We start from the raw sequence: 18,770 nt of genomic DNA, 5'->3' as shown, positions 1-18,770 counted from the left end.
CGTGTTTTCCACATGACTGCGCAGGATTCTGCAAAATATGGTGAACTAGGCCAATATGGGCTGATCTGCCCGAGCAATCTTTTTCTGTAGGAGCACAGTGCCAAGCAAGGCCAAAACCGGCAAGAAACTCGTGATTGTGGAGTCTCCGGCCAAGAGCAAGACCATCGCCAAGTACCTGGGCGAGGGCTTCATCGTTGAGGCCTCCATTGGTCATATCCGCGACCTGCCGCAGCCGTCCGAGCTGCCCGCGGACCTGAAGAAAACCTCCCTGGGCAAGTTCGCCGTCGACGTCGAAAATGGCTTCAAGCCCTACTACGTCGTCTCGCCGGACAAGAAGAAAAAGGTCGCCGAACTCAAGGCCCAGCTCAAAGACGCCGACGCGCTCTATCTCGCAACCGATGGGGACCGCGAGGGCGAGGCCATCGCGTGGCACCTGCTGGAAGTGCTCAAGCCCAAGGTTCCGGTGTACCGGATGACCTTCGGCGAAATCACCAAGGAAGCCATTCACCGCGCCATGGACAACCTGCGCGATGTGGACGCCGCTCTGGTGGACGCCCAGGAAACCCGCCGCATCCTGGACCGCCTCTACGGCTACGAGATTTCCCCGGTGCTGTGGCGCAAGGTGGCCCGCGGCCTGTCCGCCGGCCGCGTGCAGTCTGTGGTGACCCGCATGGTGGTGGACCGTGAACGGGAACGCATGGCCTTCAAGGCTGCGTCCTACTGGGACCTGACCGGCCAGTTCGGTGCCGAGTCCGGTTCGTTCAAGGCCAAGCTCGCCGCGGTTGACGGAGCCAAGGTTGCCAGCGGCAGGGACTTTAACGACGACGGCGTGCTCACCGCCCGCAACGCGGTCCACCTTAACGAGGAACTCGCCACGTCGTTGGCGGCCGGTCTGGAAAACGCAGACTTCCGGGTCCGTTCCGTCGATACGAAGCCGTACACCCGCCGGCCGGCGGCCCCGTTCACCACGTCCACGCTCCAGCAGGAAGCCGGCCGCAAGCTGCGCTTCTCGTCCAAGAGCACCATGCAGATCGCCCAGCGGCTGTACGAAAACGGCTACATCACCTATATGCGTACGGACTCCTCGGCGCTGAGCGACGAAGCCGTCACGGCAGCCCGCCGGCAGGCCTCCGAACTGTACGGTCCCGAGTACATTCCGCAGTCGCCCCGCGTCTACTCCAGCAAGGCAGCCAACGCGCAGGAGGCCCACGAGGCCATCCGCCCCGCCGGCGACTCCTTCCGCACCCCCGCCCAGGTGGCGCAGCAGCTCAGCGGCGACGAATTCCGTCTTTACGAGCTGATCTGGAAGCGCACCGTCGCCTCCCAGATGGGCGACGCCAAGGGTTCCACTGCCACTATTCGCCTCGGCGCAGTGGCAGCCGACGGCCGCGACGCCGAGTTCTCGGCCTCCGGCACGGTCATCACCTTCCCCGGCTTCCTGGCCGCCTATGAGGAAGGGAAAGACGAAACCCGGGGGGACGAGGACTCTGAGGAGGCCCGCCGCCTGCCGAACGTGGCAAAGGACGACTCCCTCACCGCCTCCGACATCATCGCCGTGGGCCACGAGACGTCCCCGCCGCCTCGCTACACGGAAGCGTCCCTCACCGCCGAACTGGAAAAGAAGGGCATCGGACGCCCGTCCACCTATGCCTCCACGATTTCCACGATCCAGGACCGCGGCTACGTGCGTAAGCAGGGCTCGGCGCTGGTACCCAGCTGGATTGCCTTCTCCGTGGTGCGGCTCCTCGAGCAGCACTTTACGGATTACGTGGACTACGAATTCACGGCGGACATGGAAGGCGACCTGGATAAGATCGCCAACGGACAGGCCGTGGGCGCGGCCTGGCTCAAACACTTCTACTACGGCGAGGACGCGGACCCCGGTCTGCTGAGCATCGTCAACAACCTGGGCGAGATCGACGCTCGGGAGATCAACTCCGTGCCCATCGCGGACGGGATCACGCTGCGCGTCGGCAAATTTGGCCCGTACCTGGAGAGCTCCGTCCCCACCGTGGATCCGAAAACGGGTGAGGTCGTGGAGGCCGCCCGTGCCAACGTCCCCGAGGACCTGGCTCCGGATGAACTCACTGCCGCCAAGGCCGTGGAGCTGATGGAGACAGCCGCCCCGGAGGAGCGGGTCCTCGGCAAGGATCCCCACACAGGTCACACTGTTGTCGCCAAGAACGGGCGGTACGGCGCATACGTCACCGAGATCATCCCCGAGATGACCGAGGAACAGCTGGCCAACCTGCCCGTGGAATACTACAAGAACGGCAAGCCCAAGCCGCCGAAGAAACCGGTCAAGGCCAAGCCGCGCACCGGTTCCCTGTTCAAGTCCATGACGGTCGAATCCATCACCCTGGATGAGGCACTGCAGCTCATGAGCCTCCCGCGGGTCCTCGGCGAAGACGCTGAGGGCAACGTGATCACGGTCCAGAACGGCCGGTTCGGCCCGTACCTGAAAAAGGGTACGGACTCGCGGTCCATTGGTTCGGAAGAGGAAATCTTCACCATCACGCTGGAACAGGCCCTGGAGATCTACTCCCAGCCCAAGCAGCGCGGAGCCCGTGCGGCGGTGCCCCCGCTGGCGGAGTTCGGTCCGGACCCCGTCTCGGAGAAGAACATCGTGGTGAAGGAAGGCCGCTTCGGACCCTACATCACCGACGGCATCACCAATATCACCGTGCCGCGCAGCACTTCACTGGAAGAACTGACCAGGGAACGCGCCGTCGAACTGCTGGCAGAGAAGCGGGCCAAGGGGCCGGTCAAGCGGACCACCACCCGCAAGGCCCCGGCCAAGAAGGCCGCGGCAAAGAAGTAGGTGGGGGCCCCACCCATCCGGCAGGCGGGTGATGAGAGGAATTGCGCCTCGCACCTCAACGTGGTCGAGTAGAGACATGACTGAACAGCCCGGACCCGCAGACACCACGCCGCTGAACGACCTCGAGGAGAAGCTGGCTCAAGGGGACCGGCCGGACGCCAACCCGGTGGACGTCATCCTGTCGTTCCTCAACAACGAGGTCTACATCATCAGTGCGGACACCCTTGAGGGCGAGGACTCGCAGGTTGAACCGCTGGTGCTGGGCAACGCGGAGGGGCAGCCGGTACTTGCCGTGTTCTCGCACCCCAGCCGTGTGGACCAGGAATACCTCGACGCGGCCCCGAACGTTCTCGGGACCCAGGGCGCAGCCATCATCGCGAACATCGGGGACGAGCTCGGCATGGTCATCAACCCTGGTGCCGCCTACGGATTTGAAATCAACCCGGAGGGCATCGCCAACATCAAGCGCGACTTCAAGCGCGCTGACGACGTCGACGCCAACCCCGCGGGACTCGAAGGCGAATAGCGCCCCTTCGGCCTGACCGAAATGTGGCCGCTCGGATTGCTCCTGCCAACGTTCCTCGGGGAATAATGGCAGGATGCGGCTAGGCGTCCTCGATATCGGGTCCAATACTGTCCATCTCCTGCTGGTGGATGCACACCCTGGCGCGCGCCCCGTGCCTTTCGCCTCCCACAAGCGGCCGCTGTCCCTGGTGCAGTATCTCGACGGCGACGGCAACATCACCGACGCCGGCCAGCATGAGCTGGCAGAGTTCGTCCTTGAGGCGTGGGAATTTGCGGCGAGGCACAAGGCTGATGACCTGCTGGCCTTCTGTACGTCGGCCATCCGCGAGGCCACCAACGGACCGGCGGTGCTGGCCCGGATCAAGCACGAGACGACGGTGACGCTGCAGGAACTGACAGGCAGCGAAGAGGCGTCCATGACGTTCTTTGCCGTCCGCCGCTGGTACGGCTGGGGCGCTGGCCCCATCCTGAACCTGGACATCGGCGGCGGCTCCTTTGAGATGGCGTCCGGGCAGGACGAGCTTCCGGAGCTGGCCACGTCCGTGCCCCTCGGTGCCAGCCGCCTCACCCGGGACTGGCTGCACGAGGATCCGCCCTCAGCCAAAAGCGTCAAGGAGCTGCGGCGGTACATCCGGGAAACGCTCAAGCCGGCAGTCCGAAGCTTCGACCCGATCGGCAGGGCCAACGTCGTGGCCGGTACATCCAAGACCTTCCGCTCGCTGGCCCGCATCGCAGGCTCGGCACCGAGTGGTGCCGGACCCTACGTGAAGCGCGAGCTGAACGCCGCCGACCTGGGCATCTGGGCGCAGCGCATCTCTGCGATGAAGAGCGAGGACAGGCTGCATCTTCCGGGCGTCTCGGAGGCGCGCGCCAACCAGCTCCTTGCGGGCGCCCTGGTGGCGGAGGCCGCCCTTGAACTGTTCGCGTTCAAAAAGATTAAGATCTGCCCTTGGGCCCTGCGTGAAGGCCTCATCCTGCGGCGCCTCGACCAGTTGGTTTTTGACGGCCCGCTGGAGCCGGCCCCGCATGTCGGCGGCGTTCAGCGTGAATCCGCCCAGCCTACGGAGTCCTTGGCCGCCGGATAAGCCAGCGAGCCCCTGCGTCGGACGAAGTGTTCCACCTGACCGTGCCTGTTGAAGACGTGCCTACTTGAGAACTGCTTAAATGTGAAGCGCCGGACGGTTTCGCAGAAGGAGTTGGGGGAACACTCCTGCAACCGACCGGCGCCGCGCCGATCCCGAAGGACCGGCTCCATCACTCGCACCTTGTGAGGCACTAGAAACACTAGCGAGCCAATATGGGTGTTTGGCGGATTTTTCCTGAACGACAGCTGGGAAGGGCCGCAGCCAGCTTTTTAAACCAAAGCACCGACGGTCTGCTGCGGAAAACGGGTAAACCGCCGCAGGCCGTCGGTGCCCGGCAAGCATCCCCATGCTTGCCCATCACTCGCACCCTCAATGAGGTAATAGCAACGCTATTGCCCCAGGTTGTGAGCAAGCTCGGATAAACATGTGAGCTTCCTGTGAGTGCCGTTATGACGCAGGCCGGCCTGCATCCGCGGCGGTGAACTGCAATGATGGAGCAATGAGCAACCGAATCGCATTCCTTGGCTGTGGATCAATGAACGAGGCCATCCTGGGCGGTCTCCTCGAGGCGGGTACCAGCCCCACGGACGTGGTGGCCACCGTGCGGCGCGCTGAACGCGCTGCCGAACTGGCGGAGCGCCATCACGGGATTACCGCCATTGCCGGTTCCGAAGAGCCGGACAACAATAAGCAGGCGGCTAAGGGATCCAACGTGGTCATCCTCGGCGTCAAGCCCGTAGGGATTACCGACCTGGCCCGCGAAATCAGTGGTTCTCTTTCTCCGGACACCATTGTCATCAGCGTTGCTGCTGCCGTCTCAATCGCCCAGCTGGAAGCCGCCCTGCCGCAGGGGCAGCCGGTGATCCGGACAATGCCCAACACACCGTCGAAGCTGGGCCGCGGCGTCGTGTCGGTTTCTGGAGGCACCCACTGCACGCCCGAGCAGCTCCAGCAGGCCAAAGACATCCTCTCCGCCGTGGGGACCGTCGTCGAAATTCCGGAAGAGCAGGTGGACGCCCTCGGTGCCATCAGCGGTTCCGGGCCCGCATACGCGTTCTACCTCGCGGAAGCCATGGCGGCTGCCGGAGTCGAGCTGGGACTTGATGAGGAGCTGGCCTTGCTGCTGGCACGAGAGACCGTGGCAGGCGCCGGTCTGATGCTGGCAGAGCCCGGTGCCGAGCCGGCCGCCTTGCGCAAGGCAGTGACCAGCCCCAACGGCACCACCGAACGCGCCATCGCCACCTTCGATGAGCGCGGCATGCCGGCGATCATCGCGGCGGCGGCGCGTGCCGCCGCGGACCGCGCCGCCGAGATCACCAAACAGCTGGGCTAGTCCCCACCTGCGCCCTTACCTCGCAAGCTCGGTCAGGGAACCCTGCGGGCGTGGGCCCACCACCCGCGCCACCACCCGCTAGGGCCTGGCGGCGAAGCGCTCCAGCAGGTCCACGTGCCCTGACACGATCAGCATGTCGCGGGAGGACACCTTGGTCTCCGGGCGGGCATAGGTGAAGTCCTCGCCCGGGGATTTCACTCCCACGATGGTCACGCCGTACTTGGAGCGCACCTTGGATTCGTCCAGGGTGAAGCCCACGGTTTCACGCGGCGGATACATCTTGACGATCGCAAAATCGTCGTCGAATTCGATGAAGTCCAGCATGCGGCCGGACACCAGGTGCGCGGCGCGGACCCCGGCGTCGGCCTCGGGGTAGATGACGTGGTTGGCGCCGATCCGGGTAAGGATCTTGCCGTGCGACGGCGTGATGGCCTTGACCCACAAGTGTTCGATGCCCAGGTCCACCAGATTCACCGTGATCAGCACTGAAGATTCAATGGACGTGCCCACGCCCACGACCGCAGAGCTGAACTCCTGTGCGCCGAGCTGGCGGAGCGCGTCGATATTGGTGGCGTCCGCCTCCACGACGTGCGTGAGCACCGGCGCCCACTTTTGCACGAGGGTCCGGTCGCGCTCGATTGCCAGCACCTCGCGGCCCTGCTTGACGAGTTGTTCGGCGGTAGAGGAGCCGAAGCGGCCCAGCCCGATCACCAGGACGGGAGCATTATGGGCGGGGCGGTTGACGGCCCCAGACGTACTAGCCAATGATCGGCCTCTCTTCCGGGTAGTGGTACAACTGGCTGCGCTGGCGCAGGGCCAGGGCAGCGGCAAGCGTGACGGTGCCGACGCGGCCGGCGAACATCAGGGCGGAAAGGACGTACACGCCCGACGGCGGCAGTTCGGCGCTGAGGTTCGTGCTGAGGCCCACGGTGGCGAAGGCGGATATCGTTTCGAACAGCACCCGGTCCAGCGAAGCGCCGCTGATATGCAACAGCATGAAGGCTGAGACGGACACGAGCGTCGCGCCGGCGACGATGACCGAGATGGCCACGCGCATGGTGCCCTCCGGGATGGTCCGACCGTAGACCTTGACGTCCGCGTCGCCGCGGGCTTCGGCGACGATGGCCAGGAACATCACTGCAATCGTGGTCACCTTGATGCCGCCAGCCGTCGAGGCGGAGCCGCCGCCGGCGAACATCAGCGCGTCCGTGAGCAGCATCGTGGTGGACTCCATCTCGTTCTGGTCCACGAGGTTGAAGCCGCCGGAGCGTGTCATGACAGAGGCAAACAGCGAGTGCGTGAATTTGTCACCCAGATCCATGCCGCCCAGGGTCCGAGGGTTTTCCCACTCCATGAGCCCCCACAGCACCGTTCCGGCCACGAGCAGGATGAAAGACACCTGGATGGTCAGCTTGGTGTGCAGGTTCCATTTCTGCCAGTTGAGGCCGTTCTGCTGCAGAACCATAACCACCGGGAACCCGAGGCTGCCCAGGAACACTCCGAGCATCAGCGGAATGAGGATCCACAGGTCGGTTTCGTAGGGAACGATGCCGTCGGAATGCGGTGTGAAGCCGGCATTGTTGAATGACGAGATGGCGTAGAAAATGCCGTGCCACACCGACTGCCAGAAGGGTTCACCGAGGGTCAGGAATCTGGGAATCAGGGCCAGCGCCAGCACGCTCTCGATGATCACGGAGGTGGTGATGACGATCCGCAGCAGCGTACCCACTTCGCCCAGTCGCCCTGCGTTGCTCATGGCCTCCTGGGCGATGAGCTTGCCCCGCACACCCAGTTTCTTGCTCACCATCAGGGCCAGCAGGGACGCCAGGGTCAGCGTGCCGAGGCCGCCCACGAAGATGCCGATAAGAATGATCAGCTGGCCGAAGAATGACCAGTGGACCGCCGTGGACACCACGGTCAGGCCGGTGACGCACACTGCCGAGACCGCCGTGAACAAGGCCTGGTGCAACGGCGTGAAGTCTCCGGTGGCGGAGGACGCCGGCAGGGACAGCAGCGCAGTGAAGACGACGATCACCACGACGAACGCGCTGAGGGCCAGTCGTGCCGGTGACGTGTTGGCGATATCGTCGATGAAGTCCCGAAGCCGCGTGAATATCCAGAGGCCTTCACGCTCGGGGACGTTTGGCTGCCAGCTCGTCGGGTTCTTGGACCTCGACTGGCTTTGCGTCATGGGTGGCTGTTCCTTGGTTGAATCTGCTTCCTTCAGTAGTAAACCACTAAAGTCCGCCGCATGGCCGGGGCAGTCATGCTACGCAGGCAGGAGGACCACGCTCAGGTAGCCTGTCAGTAATGACATTCCTGCCCGGACTCAGCCTTCCCGCACTGCCAACGACGGTGGTGTGGGACGCTGCCATGACGGCGTACAACTTCGGCCCGGGCCACCCGATGGCACCGGAGCGTCTCGACCTCACCGCACGGCTGGCCCGGAGCCTGGGGCTGCTGGACCTCGGGCACGTCAGCCTGGCGGCGCCGACGGTGGCGGATGATATCGAACTGACCACCGTCCACAGCCCCGAATTCGTGGCTGCCGTCCGTCGCATCAGCGACGACCCCACGTCCGCCGACGAGGCCCACGGGCTCGGAACCGAGGACGATCCGGCATTCGCCGGCATGCACACGGCCGCCGCCCGCATCGCCGGAGGATCCCTGCTTGCTGCCCGCGCCATCCTGGACGGTTCGGCGGTGCGTGCCGTGAACTTCGGCGGCGGGCTGCACCATGCCGCCCGCGACCGTGCCAGCGGATTCTGCATTTATAACGACGCCGCGCTGGCCATCCGGGCGCTGCTGGACGGGGGCGTGCAGCGCGTCGCCTACATTGATGTCGATGCGCATCACGGGGACGGGACCCAGAGCATTTTCTGGGACGATCCCCGCGTCCTCACCATCTCCCTGCACGAGACCGGCCTCGCCCTGTTCCCGGGCACGGGTTTCGCCAACGAGACCGGCGGGGCGGGCGCTCCGGGCAGTGCCGTCAACGTGGCCCTGCCGGTGGGCACCGGGGACGCCGGCTGGCTGCGCGCATTCCACGCTGTGGTTCCGCAGCTAATAGGTGCCTTTGAACCGGACGTGATCGTCAGCCAGCACGGCTGCGACTCGCATCGGCTGGATCCGCTGACACACCTCAATGTCAGCGTGGACGGCCAGCGCGAGGCGGCCACTGCCGTCGCGAATCTCGCGGCACGGCACTGTGACAACCGCTGGATCGCCACCGGCGGCGGCGGCTACCACATCACCGGAGTCGTGCCGCGGGCATGGAGCCACCTGATCGGGATCGTGGCGGGCCGGCCCGTGCCGCTGCGCACTCCCGTGCCGGAAGCCTGGAGGAGCTACGTGCATGAGCGCTACGGCATCGCGGCACCCACGCTCATGGGCGACGATGCGGACGTCTGGTGGCGCTCCTGGGAGGTCGGGTTCGACCCCAATGACGACGTCGACCGCACGGTGATGGCCACCCGCAAGGAAGTTTTCCCCCTGCACGGACTGGATCCCTGGTTCGACTGAACCGCTCCGACAGAGGACCCCGGCGGCGTCGGGTTTCGCACCAGCGAAATAGTAGATGCCATTCGGCGTATATGTCGCTAGGGTTGGTCCCATGGTGACAGACGACGTATTTGCCGTCATTGCTGAGGCAACGCGGCGCGACATTCTCGTTTCCCTCCAAAAAGGGGACAAAGCAGTGGGGGAGCTGGTCGAGGAGCTCGCCGCGAGCCAGCCCACCATCTCCAAGCACCTGAAGGTGCTCCGTGAAGCCGACCTCGTGAGCATGCGCGCGCAGGGACAGAAGCGCTACTACGCCCTTAATCCCAAGCCGCTGGCCGGCGTCGCCAGCTGGCTGGGGACGTTCGACGTCGGCCCGGCGGCTGCCGGTGCCGGGTCACCGGACCCCGCGGGCCACGCCGAGGCCGCCGCAGACCAGCAGCGTCCGACCCGGGCACAAGCGGCAGGTTCCGTTCCCCGTGACGCAGCTCCCAGCGGCGCAGCTCTTGGCGGCCCAGCGTCGCCAGCCGCCCCGGATACAGAGGTTCCCGAGGCGTTCGCCGCCGCCGGCGCTGCAGGTGCTTTAGGCGCTTCCGGGCGTCCCGACGGTGCACCGCTGAGTCCCGCCGTCGTCGTTCCAGGAGGCCTGCAGGACGACACCGTTCCGCAGCAAATCGGACGCACGGTGGGCCGCGGCGCGAAGAAGGCCGCGGACCTGCTCGCGAACCTGCCGAAGTTCGGGCGCAAGAAGTAGCCCGGGTGGCCCGCCGGCGGGTCTACCTGCCAAGGATCCGCACGTGGTCAGGTGTCAGCTCGGAGAGCTTACTGACGCCCAGGAGTGCCATGGTGCGGGTCATGTCCTTTTCGAGGATCTGGAGGGCACGGTCCACACCGGCCCGTCCGCCGGCCATCAGCCCGTACAGGTAGGCGCGGCCAATCAGCGTGAAGTCCGCGCCGAGGGCCAGTGCCGCGATGATATCCGCCCCGCTCATGATGCCCGTGTCCAGGATGATCGCGGTGTCCGAGTTGTCCGCTTTGAACGCTTGCGAGACCTCCGGCAGCAGGTGGAGCGGAATGGGCGCGCGGTCCAGCTGGCGTCCGCCGTGGTTGGAGAGCACCACACCGTCCGCGCCATGGTCCACCACCTTGCGGGCGTCGTCCACGGTCTGGATGCCCTTGACCACCAGGTTGCCCTTCCAGGTTTCGCGCAGCCAGTCCAGGTCATCGAAAGTCAGTGTGGGGTCGAACATGGAGTTGATCAGGTCCGCCACGGTTCCGGTGTAGCGCGAGAGTGAGGCGAACGTCAGCGGCTCGTGCGTGAGGAAGTTGAACCACCAGGCCGGCCGGTAGGACGCATCCAGCACGGTCTTCAGGGTCAGCGCCGGTGGGATGGTCATGCCGTTGCGGACGTCGCGGAGGCGGGCGCCGGCCACCGCCGTGTCCACCGTAACCATGAGGGTGTCGTTTCCTGCCTTGGCGGCCCGTTCGATCAGCTCCAGGGAACGGTCCCGGTCCGTCCAGAGATACAGCTGGAACCAGTTGCGGCCATGGGGTGCCGCCTCGGCGACGTCCTCGATGGACGCTGTTCCCATGGTGGAGAGCGTGTAGGGGATGCCGGCGGCCTCGGCGGCCTGTGACCCGGCATATTCGCCCTCGGACTGCATCATCCGGGTGAAACCGGTGGGGGCGATGCCGACCGGCAGCCGGGACGGCCTGCCCAGGATGTCGGTGCCCAGGTCCACGCTGGATACATCGCGGAGGATGCCCGGGCGGAACTCGATGTCGACGAAGGCCTCACGGGCGCGGCGCAGGGTGATCTCGGCTTCAGCGGCGCCGTCGGTGTAGTCGAAGGGTGCCTGCGGCGTGCGCCGCTTGGCCATGTCCCGCAGTTCCCAGATGGTGCTGGCCCGCTGCAGTTTGGCGGCCCGGCTGAAGTCGGGCTTCTTGAACTGCATCAGCGGAGCGACGTCCGAATACTTCGGGATCCGGCGCTTCAGGGCAGCGGGGATGCGTGCGGGGGCAGAGATGCCGGGCTCCCGGTCCGCCGGAGCGGTGTCACGGGGTGTGGTGGGGGCTTCCGGGTTGTTCGATTCAACTGTCTGCGTCATTGCTGCCTCCGAATGCGGAATCGTGTGGTTGGACCACACTGTAGCCCATGTGGTCCAACCACATCAACTAAGATGGCCACATGCGTACGCACCAACTTGTCCTGCAGTGGATCGAGGACCAGCTTGCAGGCGGCCAGCTCTCGGTGGGCGGCCGGCTGCCCGCCGAGCGCAGCCTGGCGGAGCAGCTCTCCGTCTCGCGCACCTCGGTCCGCGAAGCCATCCGCATCCTCGAGGCCATGGGCATCGTGCGTGCCGGCGTAGGGTCGGGCCCGGACGCCGGGACGGTGGTGATTTCCGATCCGACGGCTGCTCTGGGCTCGGCACTGCGCCTGCATGTTGCCACCCAGCACCTGCCCGTGGCGGACATCGTTGAAACGCGGGTACTGCTGGAATCCTGGGCCGTGGCCCGGGCCAAGCCGGACGCCCCCGAACTCAAGCGTGCGTCGGAGCTGCTGGACGATATGGACGCCGGTCCGGAGGTTGATGATTTCCTGGCCCTGGACGTGCGGTTCCACCTCGCCCTGGCCGATGCCGCCGGGAATGCCGTGGTCAGCGCGATGATGGGATCCCTGCGCGAGGCCATCCAGGGCTACGCCGAAAAGCTGACGGCCAACTTTCCGGACTGGGAGGCCACGGCAGCGCGGCTGCGTTCGGAGCACCGGGAGATTCTGGAGGCCATCCGGAATGACGACGGCGGCCGCGCGGCTCAGCTGGTCGCGGCCCATATCGAGGGCTACTACAGGGAGGCCGGCCTGGGCCACGACACCGGCAGATGACAGTTGGCGGCAATGCTCCCGATGGACACTGCCGCCAACTGTCATGTCGCGGGGTGTGAAATACACTGGCGGAATGTCTACTGTGAAGCCTCGCGGACGCTACGCCAAGGGCGCCGAACGCCGTGAGCAGATCATCCAAACGGCCACTGATGTGTTTGCCACGGAGGGCTTCGAGGGAACCGCCCTGAAGCGTGTGGCCGAGCAGGTGGGCGTGAAGGAAGCCACCCTGTTCCACTACTTCAGCGGCAAGCAGGAGCTGCTGACAGCTGTTCTCGCCGAGCGGGACCGCCGCGGCAGGGAGCTGGGGGGAGCAGTGGAACCTGGCCTCCCGGGGCTGGTCCCGGTGGCTGAGCGCAACATGCAGGAGCCTGGGCTGACCACGCTGTATGCGGTGGCGTCAGCAACAGCAAACGACCCCGGACATGCTTCGCACACCTACTTCCAGTCCCGGTATTCCGAACTCGTCGAAGAGCTGGGGCAGGACATTCGGCGCCGCCAGGGCGCGAACGAAGTCCGGACCGATGCCTCTGCGGAGTCGCTGGCGCGGCTTGTTATTGCGGCGTTTGACGGCCTGCAGCTGCAATGGCTCTACGACAAAAACGTGGACATCGCGGCAGGCCTCGGGGAGCTGGTCGAGGTCCTGCTGGCACCTCCGGGAATCGGGGCTGAATAACGCCGGCATCCCCTTACCGGGACCTGCCCGGGTCGGCCCCGGTCCTGCCTGCACAGCCGCGCCGGTCCCGCCTGCACGCCGGCACCCGGTCCCGCCGCGCAGCGGCGGCGGGACCGGCCCGGGATCGGAGCCTGCCTACACGGCAGCGGCGACAGAGCCGGCGTCGGCCGCGGCCCGCGGCAGCGGATCCAGGTGGCTGATGCCGTCCGGCGTGACCTGCAGGACCTGGGCCGTGGCAATGTCATAGAACAGGCCGGTTAGGTGCAGCCGGCCCGACTGGAGGGCCTCGCGGACACCGGGATGACGCTGCAGCCGTTCCAGCTGGACGGCGACGTTGACCATCGCCAGCTGGTCCACTTCCCCGTATCCCTCCTCTGCTGCAGCGGTCCGCACTCGGTGCCCTGAGCGGAACGCGGCGAGGCTGGGCCGGGCATGGTCCAGCCAGGCCTCGACCGCATTGCGCCCGGCTGCTGCTTTCTGGGGCGAGTCCTTCACCGGGTCTGCGGTCAGGGCAGTCATGGCACCGCAGCCGGAGTGGCCGCAGATGACCACCGACCTGATCGAAAGCTTATGGAGCGCGAAGTCCAGCGCTGCTTCGACCGAGGGGTCGAGCCGGCCGTTCCCCACCACGTTGCCCACGTTCCGGACGGTGAACAGGTCGCCCGGGCCGCTGCTCGTGATCAGGTTCGGCACCAGCCGTGAATCCGAGCAGGTGAGGAACAGTGTGTCCGGGTTCTGGGCGGCGGACAGTTCCTGCACATGGGGGCGAAGCAGGTGGGCGTGGCGGCGGTGGTAGTTTTCCACCCCGGCGAGCACCGTCTGCAGCGGAGCCGGTAGGTGGGTCCCGGCCTCCGTCCCAGGCCGGAGATCCCGCTGCCAGCTGCGCCACGGGGCAAAGCCGCCCCGCAGGGCGGAACGCGAGCTGCCGCGCGCCGGCGGGCCGGCCTTTGCACCGTGAAGGGTGGCGGTGCCGCTTTCTTCTATCTGCACGGTGCCGCCGTTGCTGATGTGCCGGCGGCGCCACGCGTCCAGCGTGTCGTGTACGGGATGATCCAGGAAGTCCACCTCAAGCTCGACGGTGACGTGCGAGCCGGACGGGACGGAGGCGAGGACGTGGCTGAGGCGGGGGAGTGACAGGAAGCTGCAGGATCCGTCGATCACTACCCGCCAGCGCTGGTCGTCCGGGTCTCCGAGGGGTTCCGCATGGATGCCGGCGCGGACCACGCGCCACAGCACCAGCACCACGGCCAGGGCCAGGCCCGTGAGCACTCCTGCCAGCAGGTTCACGAACACCACGGTCAGCAGCGTGACGGCATATACCGCCAGGTCCCCGGTTACGCGGGCAGTGTGGAAATCGGCCACTTTCACGAGCCGGACGCCGATGATGATCAGCAGCCCGGCGAGGACGGCAACGGGAACCAGTTCGATCACCGCCGCAAGCAGAAGTGAAAAGACCAGCACCCAGACGCCGTGCAGGATTGCTGATTTTCGCGTTCGCGCCCCTGCTTCCAGGTTGGTCGCGCTGCGCACGATCACGCCGGTGACGGGAAGGCCGCCCAGCATGCCGGAGGTCATGTTGGCGGCTCCCTGGCCCACGAGTTCCCGGTTGAAGTCCGTCCGTTCGCCGTGGTGCATCCTGTCCACGGCCACGGCGGAGAGGAGGGATTCAACGCTGGCCACCAGCGCGATGGTGATGATGCCGATCGCAACGGCGCTCCAGTGCCCCTGCGGCAGTTGCGGGAGGGACAGCGCGTCGAGGAGGGACCCGTCGAAGGTGATCCGGTCGACGTCGGACTTGAAGGGAAGGGAAAGCGCGGTGGCGGCGACCACTGCCGCGAGCGGCGCCGGGATTCGGCGGACGGCGGCCGGCATGTATTTCCAGCCGAGCAGCGTCAGGATCACCAAGACGCCCAGAGCCGCTGCCTGGTGGTCCACGGAGGTGATGGTGGCCGGAAGGGCCTTGACGTTGTGCCAGGCCGATTCGCCGGCCTCGGCGCCGAGCATCACGTGGGTCTGCTGCAGGACAATGATGACGCCGATTCCGGCGAGCATGGCGTGGACCACCACGGGGGCGATGGCCAGGGCCACGCGGCCAACCCGTGCGAAGCCCAGCAGCGTCTGGAGGACACCGGCCGCGGCCGTGATGGCGCAGGTCGCCGGCCAGCCGAACTGCTCGATCAGGCCGGCAACGATGACGGTCAGGCCTGCGGCGGGGCCGCTGACCTGCAGAGGTGAGCCGCCAAGCGTGCCGGCCACGATGCCGCCGACTGCTGCAGCGATAAGGCCTGCCATGACGGGTGCTCCGGAGGCAGCCGCGATCCCCAGAGAGAGGGGCACCGCCACGAGAAACACGACAAGGGATGCGGGCACGTCCCAGCGAAGCCCGGAGGTCAGGGCAGCCGGGAAAGGTATCCGGTTTGCTGTGCCGGGTGGGGAGATTGGATCCGTAGCGGCTGGTGAGGGCATTTTCAGTCCTTGGCTCGTTTGGCGGGTCCTTGCCCACGCTATTGACGCCGCCAGCACGGCTGCAAGGGTGTCGGTCGTGAGAAACAACACCTGCGGGCCGCCGTAAAATCCGCTTAACACAGGCCTGGATTTTCGTCGTCTGGCGGTTCCGGGCCGGTCGTTGGCAAAAGCCCCGGCGGGTTGCCGGAAAGCCGAAATCCCAGCCGCACCCCCAAGAATCCGGGGCAGGCGCGGCGGGCGCGGGATCCCGGGTCAAGAGCCCGGGCACGGCCCCGGAAAAGAAGCGATTAATCAAGTCACATTAGAAATTTGGGGCAGGTCAGGCGGTTTCTGCGCAAAAAATTTCCTTGCAGCTGCAGCGTCAGCGGCCTCGCGATGCCGTTTCGCCACCCGGCACGGGGCATCGAAGCGGACCCCACCCTGTCCGTTCGCCCAGGGCTCGAATTTGCGGATCAAACAACGCCGAGGTTAGGGTGTCCCTATGACTAACCGTTGGTATGCGTATTTTTCGTTGGCTCTGGAGGGGCCCGCGTCTAACTGACACGCATCCAACTACCTTCAGAGCCAACAGGGCAGAGATCATTCTCTGCCCTTCGCCATTTCTCCGGCGGGTTCTGATCTGGGCCCGCTCCGCACCCGGAACAGGACCCCATGAGCACCGCAGCAGCAACCGAAACCCAGCAGGCGGCGTCGAACCGCAGCACGACGCACGCCGCCTCGAAGCAGTCCACCTCGAATTTGCGCGTCAGCGGGATCACCGCCCTGCCGACGCCCCAGGAGATGATCGCCGAACTGCCGCTCGACGCCCGGACGGCAGACGTCGTCGAACGCGGCCGGGACGAAGTCCGGGCTGTCATGGACGGTGTGGACGACCGCCTGCTCGTGATCGTCGGGCCGTGCTCCATCCATGATCCCAAGGCCGGCCTCGAATACGCCCGCCGCCTCGTCAGCCAGGCCGAGAAGCACAAGGAAGACCTGCTCATCGTCATGCGGGCATACTTCGAAAAGCCGCGCACCACGGTCGGCTGGAAGGGCCTGATCAACGACCCGCGGCTTGACGGCACCCACGACATCGCCACGGGCCTGCGCGAGGCGCGCCGCTTCCTGCAGCAGGTGACAGCACTCGGACTGCCCGCCGCCACGGAGTTCCTTGAACCGATCAGCCCCCAGTACATGGCCGACCTCGTCTCCTGGGGCGCCATCGGTGCACGCACCACTGAAAGCCAGATCCACCGCCAGCTCGCCTCCGGGCTCTCCATGCCCATCGGCTTCAAAAACGGGACCGACGGCGACCTTCAGGTCGCGGTTGATGCCTGCAGCGCGGCCGCGGCGGCCCAGGCTTTCCTGGGGATCGACGACGACGGCCGGGCTGCGCTTGTCTCCACCGCCGGCAACCCTGACACACACGTCATTCTGCGCGGCGGCCGGAAGGGCCCCAACTACTCCGCCGCCGACGTTGAAGCTGCGTCATCGAGGCTCGCGGCAAAGAACCTCAACCCGCGGCTCATCGTGGACGCCAGCCATGCCAACAGCGGCAAGAGCCACCACCGCCAGGCTGAGGTTGCCCTTGAAATCGGTGCGCAGCTGGAAGATGCAGGCGCCGCCGCAAACGCCGTGGCCGGGGTCATGCTCGAGAGCTTCCTCGTGGGCGGCGCCCAGAACCTGGACGTGGCCGAGCACGCCGCCGGGAAGGACGAGCTCGTATACGGCCAGAGCGTCACCGACGCGTGCATGGAGTGGGATGTGACGGCCTCAGTCTTGGAGCAGCTGGCGGCCTCGTCGCGGAAACGCCGGGCTTTCACAATGGCCACGTGAGCATCTAGAGTAACTAGGACACGGTTGTTCGATGGCTCAGCATCGGCGCACCGCAGACAAAAATGGGATGCCGCAATGTTGCTGAGAGCAAAGGAATATGGGAAATGTCCGCAGAGTCGAACTTCTCGAACGCCAAGTTCTTGACCGTGGCCGAAGTGGCTGAGGTCATGCGCGTCTCCAAAATGACCGTGTACCGGCTGGTCCATTCCGGGGAGATGCCGGCCGTTCGGTTCGGCCGCTCGTACCGGGTTCCGGAGACCGCCGTCGAGCAGTACCTTAAGGGTGCTGTTGTGGACGGACAGTCGGACACCGCGTGATTCTTGGCGCTCAACTGGCCGTTCGGATTCCCGTGACGGCTGCAGCTTCCTTGGGGGCGGCTGGAGGTCATGGGAAGGCCGGCGGTCAGGAGGCGCCCGGATAAGCGGTACCCTGTTAAGGAACGTTTTACGTCATTGTAAGAATCTGTCAGTTGTTCAGTCTGTTGCTTAGTCCACGGACCTTCTCCATCAGACAGGTACTGCATCTAGTTTGTAAGGAACTTTCGTGGGTTCAGTTATTAAGAAGCGTCGCAAGCGTATGGCCAAGAAGAAGCACCGCAAGTTGCTTCGTAAGACCCGCCACCAGCGCCGCAACAAGAAGTAGAGATACTTTCAGTGCGTGGATGCCCGCCGCCTTTCGAGGTGGCGGGCATTTTCTTTGCCTCCTGGCGACGCGGAAGCGGTCTCAGGACGCGGATACGGTCTGAGGACACGGATATTTGGGTGTCGCCAGACCGTTTGCGTGTCCTGGGGGCATTAGCGCGTCCGGAGCGCGTCAGACCCGCGGGCCGCGGAAGCGGGAGTAGCCCCTCCAGAGGCCGTAGACCGCCCCTCCGGCGGTTGCGGCCTTGAGCCCAAGGGTCGCGGCGCGCCGGCCCGAGCGGAAGTCATAGACCGGCCAGTTGTGCTCCCGGGCGTGCTTGCGCAGCCGGGCGTCCGGGTTGATGGCGACGGGGTGGCCCACCAGGGTCAGCAGCGGGATGTCGTTGTAGGAGTCGCTGTACGCCCAGCAGCGCTTGAGGTCGAGGCCTTCGGCATCGGCGAGGCCCTGGACGGCCACCGCCTTCGCCGAACCGTGCAGGATGTCGCCGACTAACCGCCCGGTGTACAGCCCCTCACTGATTTCTCCCACGGTGCCCAGCGCCCCCGTGAGCCCCAGCCGGGTGGAGATGACCGTGGCCACCTCGATCGGCGTGGCGGTCACGAGCCAGACCTGGCGCCCCACGCGCAGGTGCTGCTGGGCCAGGGCCTTGGTACCGGGCCAGATCCGGGAGGCGATCATCTCGTCGTAGACCTCTTCGCCGAGCGCCTTGATGTCTTCCACGGTGATGCCGGAGGCGAGGGTCAGGGCGGAGTCACGCACCGCGTGGACGTCGTCAATGTTTTCGCCACGGAGCACGAACTTGAACTGTTGCCATGCCATGCCCGCCGCCTGCGGGAGGGTAAAGGCTCCCCGCTGATGCATTTTCCGGGCCACGTGGAAAAGGCTGGCGCCCCTCATCAGGGTGTTATCGACGTCGAAAAACGCGGCCTCGCCTTGTTGCCGCGTTGCAACGGGCTGCCTGGCCACAGCGACATACTTCTCCTCAGGCATGCCACTGAGTCTAGTCAACGCGGGGAAGCCCATCCTCC

General features: G+C 65.8%; 16 protein-coding genes. 11 read left to right on the top strand and 5 right to left on the bottom strand.

Annotated elements, in window-relative coordinates; all coding sequences use genetic code 11:
- Window positions 1-97: 97 nt before the first annotated feature.
- From topA to proC, 4 genes are all read left to right on the top strand, one after another.
- Window positions 98-2,821 (top strand): type I DNA topoisomerase, encoded by a 2,724-nt coding sequence (gene topA, locus AC5RUM_RS14735; protein WP_494035618.1) that lies wholly within the window; start codon window positions 98-100, stop codon window positions 2,819-2,821.
- Between the two features lie 76 nt (window positions 2,822-2,897).
- On the top strand, window positions 2,898-3,347 hold the full coding sequence (locus AC5RUM_RS14730; RefSeq protein WP_494035617.1) for an SseB family protein: 450 nt from the start codon (window positions 2,898-2,900) through the stop codon (window positions 3,345-3,347).
- Between the two features lie 73 nt (window positions 3,348-3,420).
- Entirely contained in the window at window positions 3,421-4,431 is a 1,011-nt protein-coding gene (locus AC5RUM_RS14725; RefSeq protein ID WP_494035616.1) for a Ppx/GppA family phosphatase, read from the top strand.
- 499 nt (window positions 4,432-4,930) lie between these two features.
- Window positions 4,931-5,764, top strand: a complete 834-nt coding sequence (gene proC / locus AC5RUM_RS14720) for a pyrroline-5-carboxylate reductase (RefSeq protein ID WP_494035615.1) — start codon at window positions 4,931-4,933, stop codon at window positions 5,762-5,764.
- Window positions 5,765-5,842: 78 nt separating this feature from the next.
- Here proC and AC5RUM_RS14715 read toward each other — a convergent pair whose 3' ends face one another.
- Together AC5RUM_RS14715 and AC5RUM_RS14710 are read right to left on the bottom strand one after the other, a co-directional pair.
- Complete coding sequence (locus AC5RUM_RS14715; RefSeq protein ID WP_400579318.1) at window positions 5,843-6,529, bottom strand: potassium channel family protein; 687 nt, start codon at window positions 6,527-6,529, stop codon at window positions 5,843-5,845.
- A complete protein-coding gene (locus tag AC5RUM_RS14710) occupies window positions 6,522-7,955 on the bottom strand; it encodes a TrkH family potassium uptake protein (RefSeq protein WP_494035614.1) in 1,434 nt (477 codons plus the stop codon). Before AC5RUM_RS14710 ends, AC5RUM_RS14715 begins: the two co-directional genes overlap by 8 nt.
- 119 nt (window positions 7,956-8,074) lie before the next feature.
- On the opposite strand from AC5RUM_RS14710, the gene AC5RUM_RS14705 reads away from it, so the two are divergent.
- A complete protein-coding gene (locus tag AC5RUM_RS14705; RefSeq protein ID WP_494035613.1) occupies window positions 8,075-9,286 on the top strand; it encodes an acetoin utilization protein AcuC in 1,212 nt (403 codons plus the stop codon).
- Window positions 9,287-9,377: 91 nt separating this feature from the next.
- Complete coding sequence (locus AC5RUM_RS14700) at window positions 9,378-10,016, top strand: ArsR/SmtB family transcription factor (protein ID WP_494035612.1); 639 nt, start codon at window positions 9,378-9,380, stop codon at window positions 10,014-10,016.
- Window positions 10,017-10,038: 22 nt separating this feature from the next.
- Here AC5RUM_RS14700 and AC5RUM_RS14695 read toward each other — a convergent pair whose 3' ends face one another.
- Entirely contained in the window at window positions 10,039-11,370 is a 1,332-nt protein-coding gene (locus AC5RUM_RS14695; protein ID WP_494035611.1) for an alpha-hydroxy acid oxidase, read from the bottom strand.
- Between the two features lie 80 nt (window positions 11,371-11,450).
- Between AC5RUM_RS14695 and AC5RUM_RS14690 the strand changes: the two genes are divergently transcribed.
- Together AC5RUM_RS14690 and AC5RUM_RS14685 are read left to right on the top strand one after the other, a co-directional pair.
- Window positions 11,451-12,146 (top strand): FadR/GntR family transcriptional regulator, encoded by a 696-nt coding sequence (locus tag AC5RUM_RS14690; protein WP_494035610.1) that lies wholly within the window; start codon window positions 11,451-11,453, stop codon window positions 12,144-12,146.
- A gap of 73 nt (window positions 12,147-12,219) precedes the next feature.
- Window positions 12,220-12,819 (top strand): TetR/AcrR family transcriptional regulator, encoded by a 600-nt coding sequence (locus AC5RUM_RS14685; RefSeq protein ID WP_494035609.1) that lies wholly within the window; start codon window positions 12,220-12,222, stop codon window positions 12,817-12,819.
- Window positions 12,820-12,954: 135 nt separating this feature from the next.
- Here the strand turns inward: AC5RUM_RS14685 and AC5RUM_RS14680 are convergent, their stop codons facing one another.
- On the bottom strand, window positions 12,955-15,285 hold the full coding sequence (locus AC5RUM_RS14680; RefSeq protein WP_494035608.1) for a SulP family inorganic anion transporter: 2,331 nt from the start codon (window positions 15,283-15,285) through the stop codon (window positions 12,955-12,957).
- A gap of 651 nt (window positions 15,286-15,936) precedes the next feature.
- Here AC5RUM_RS14680 and AC5RUM_RS14675 point away from each other — a divergent pair.
- From AC5RUM_RS14675 to AC5RUM_RS14665, 3 genes are all read left to right on the top strand, one after another.
- Entirely contained in the window at window positions 15,937-17,100 is a 1,164-nt protein-coding gene (locus AC5RUM_RS14675) for a 3-deoxy-7-phosphoheptulonate synthase (protein WP_494035607.1), read from the top strand.
- Window positions 17,101-17,204: 104 nt separating this feature from the next.
- Window positions 17,205-17,417: a helix-turn-helix domain-containing protein gene (locus AC5RUM_RS14670; RefSeq protein ID WP_400579309.1), complete on the top strand. Its 213-nt coding sequence runs from the start codon at window positions 17,205-17,207 to the stop codon at window positions 17,415-17,417.
- Between the two features lie 226 nt (window positions 17,418-17,643).
- On the top strand, window positions 17,644-17,742 hold the full coding sequence (locus AC5RUM_RS14665; RefSeq protein WP_003792170.1) for a 30S ribosomal protein bS22: 99 nt from the start codon (window positions 17,644-17,646) through the stop codon (window positions 17,740-17,742).
- A gap of 171 nt (window positions 17,743-17,913) precedes the next feature.
- Here AC5RUM_RS14665 and AC5RUM_RS14660 read toward each other — a convergent pair whose 3' ends face one another.
- Window positions 17,914-18,732, bottom strand: a complete 819-nt coding sequence (locus AC5RUM_RS14660) for an HAD family hydrolase (protein WP_494035606.1) — start codon at window positions 18,730-18,732, stop codon at window positions 17,914-17,916.
- Between the last annotated feature and the right edge of the window lie 38 nt (window positions 18,733-18,770).

The sequence above is a fragment of the Arthrobacter sp. B2060 genome, assembly GCF_059090445.1.
This window is presented reverse-complemented; position numbering and strand designations above follow the sequence as displayed.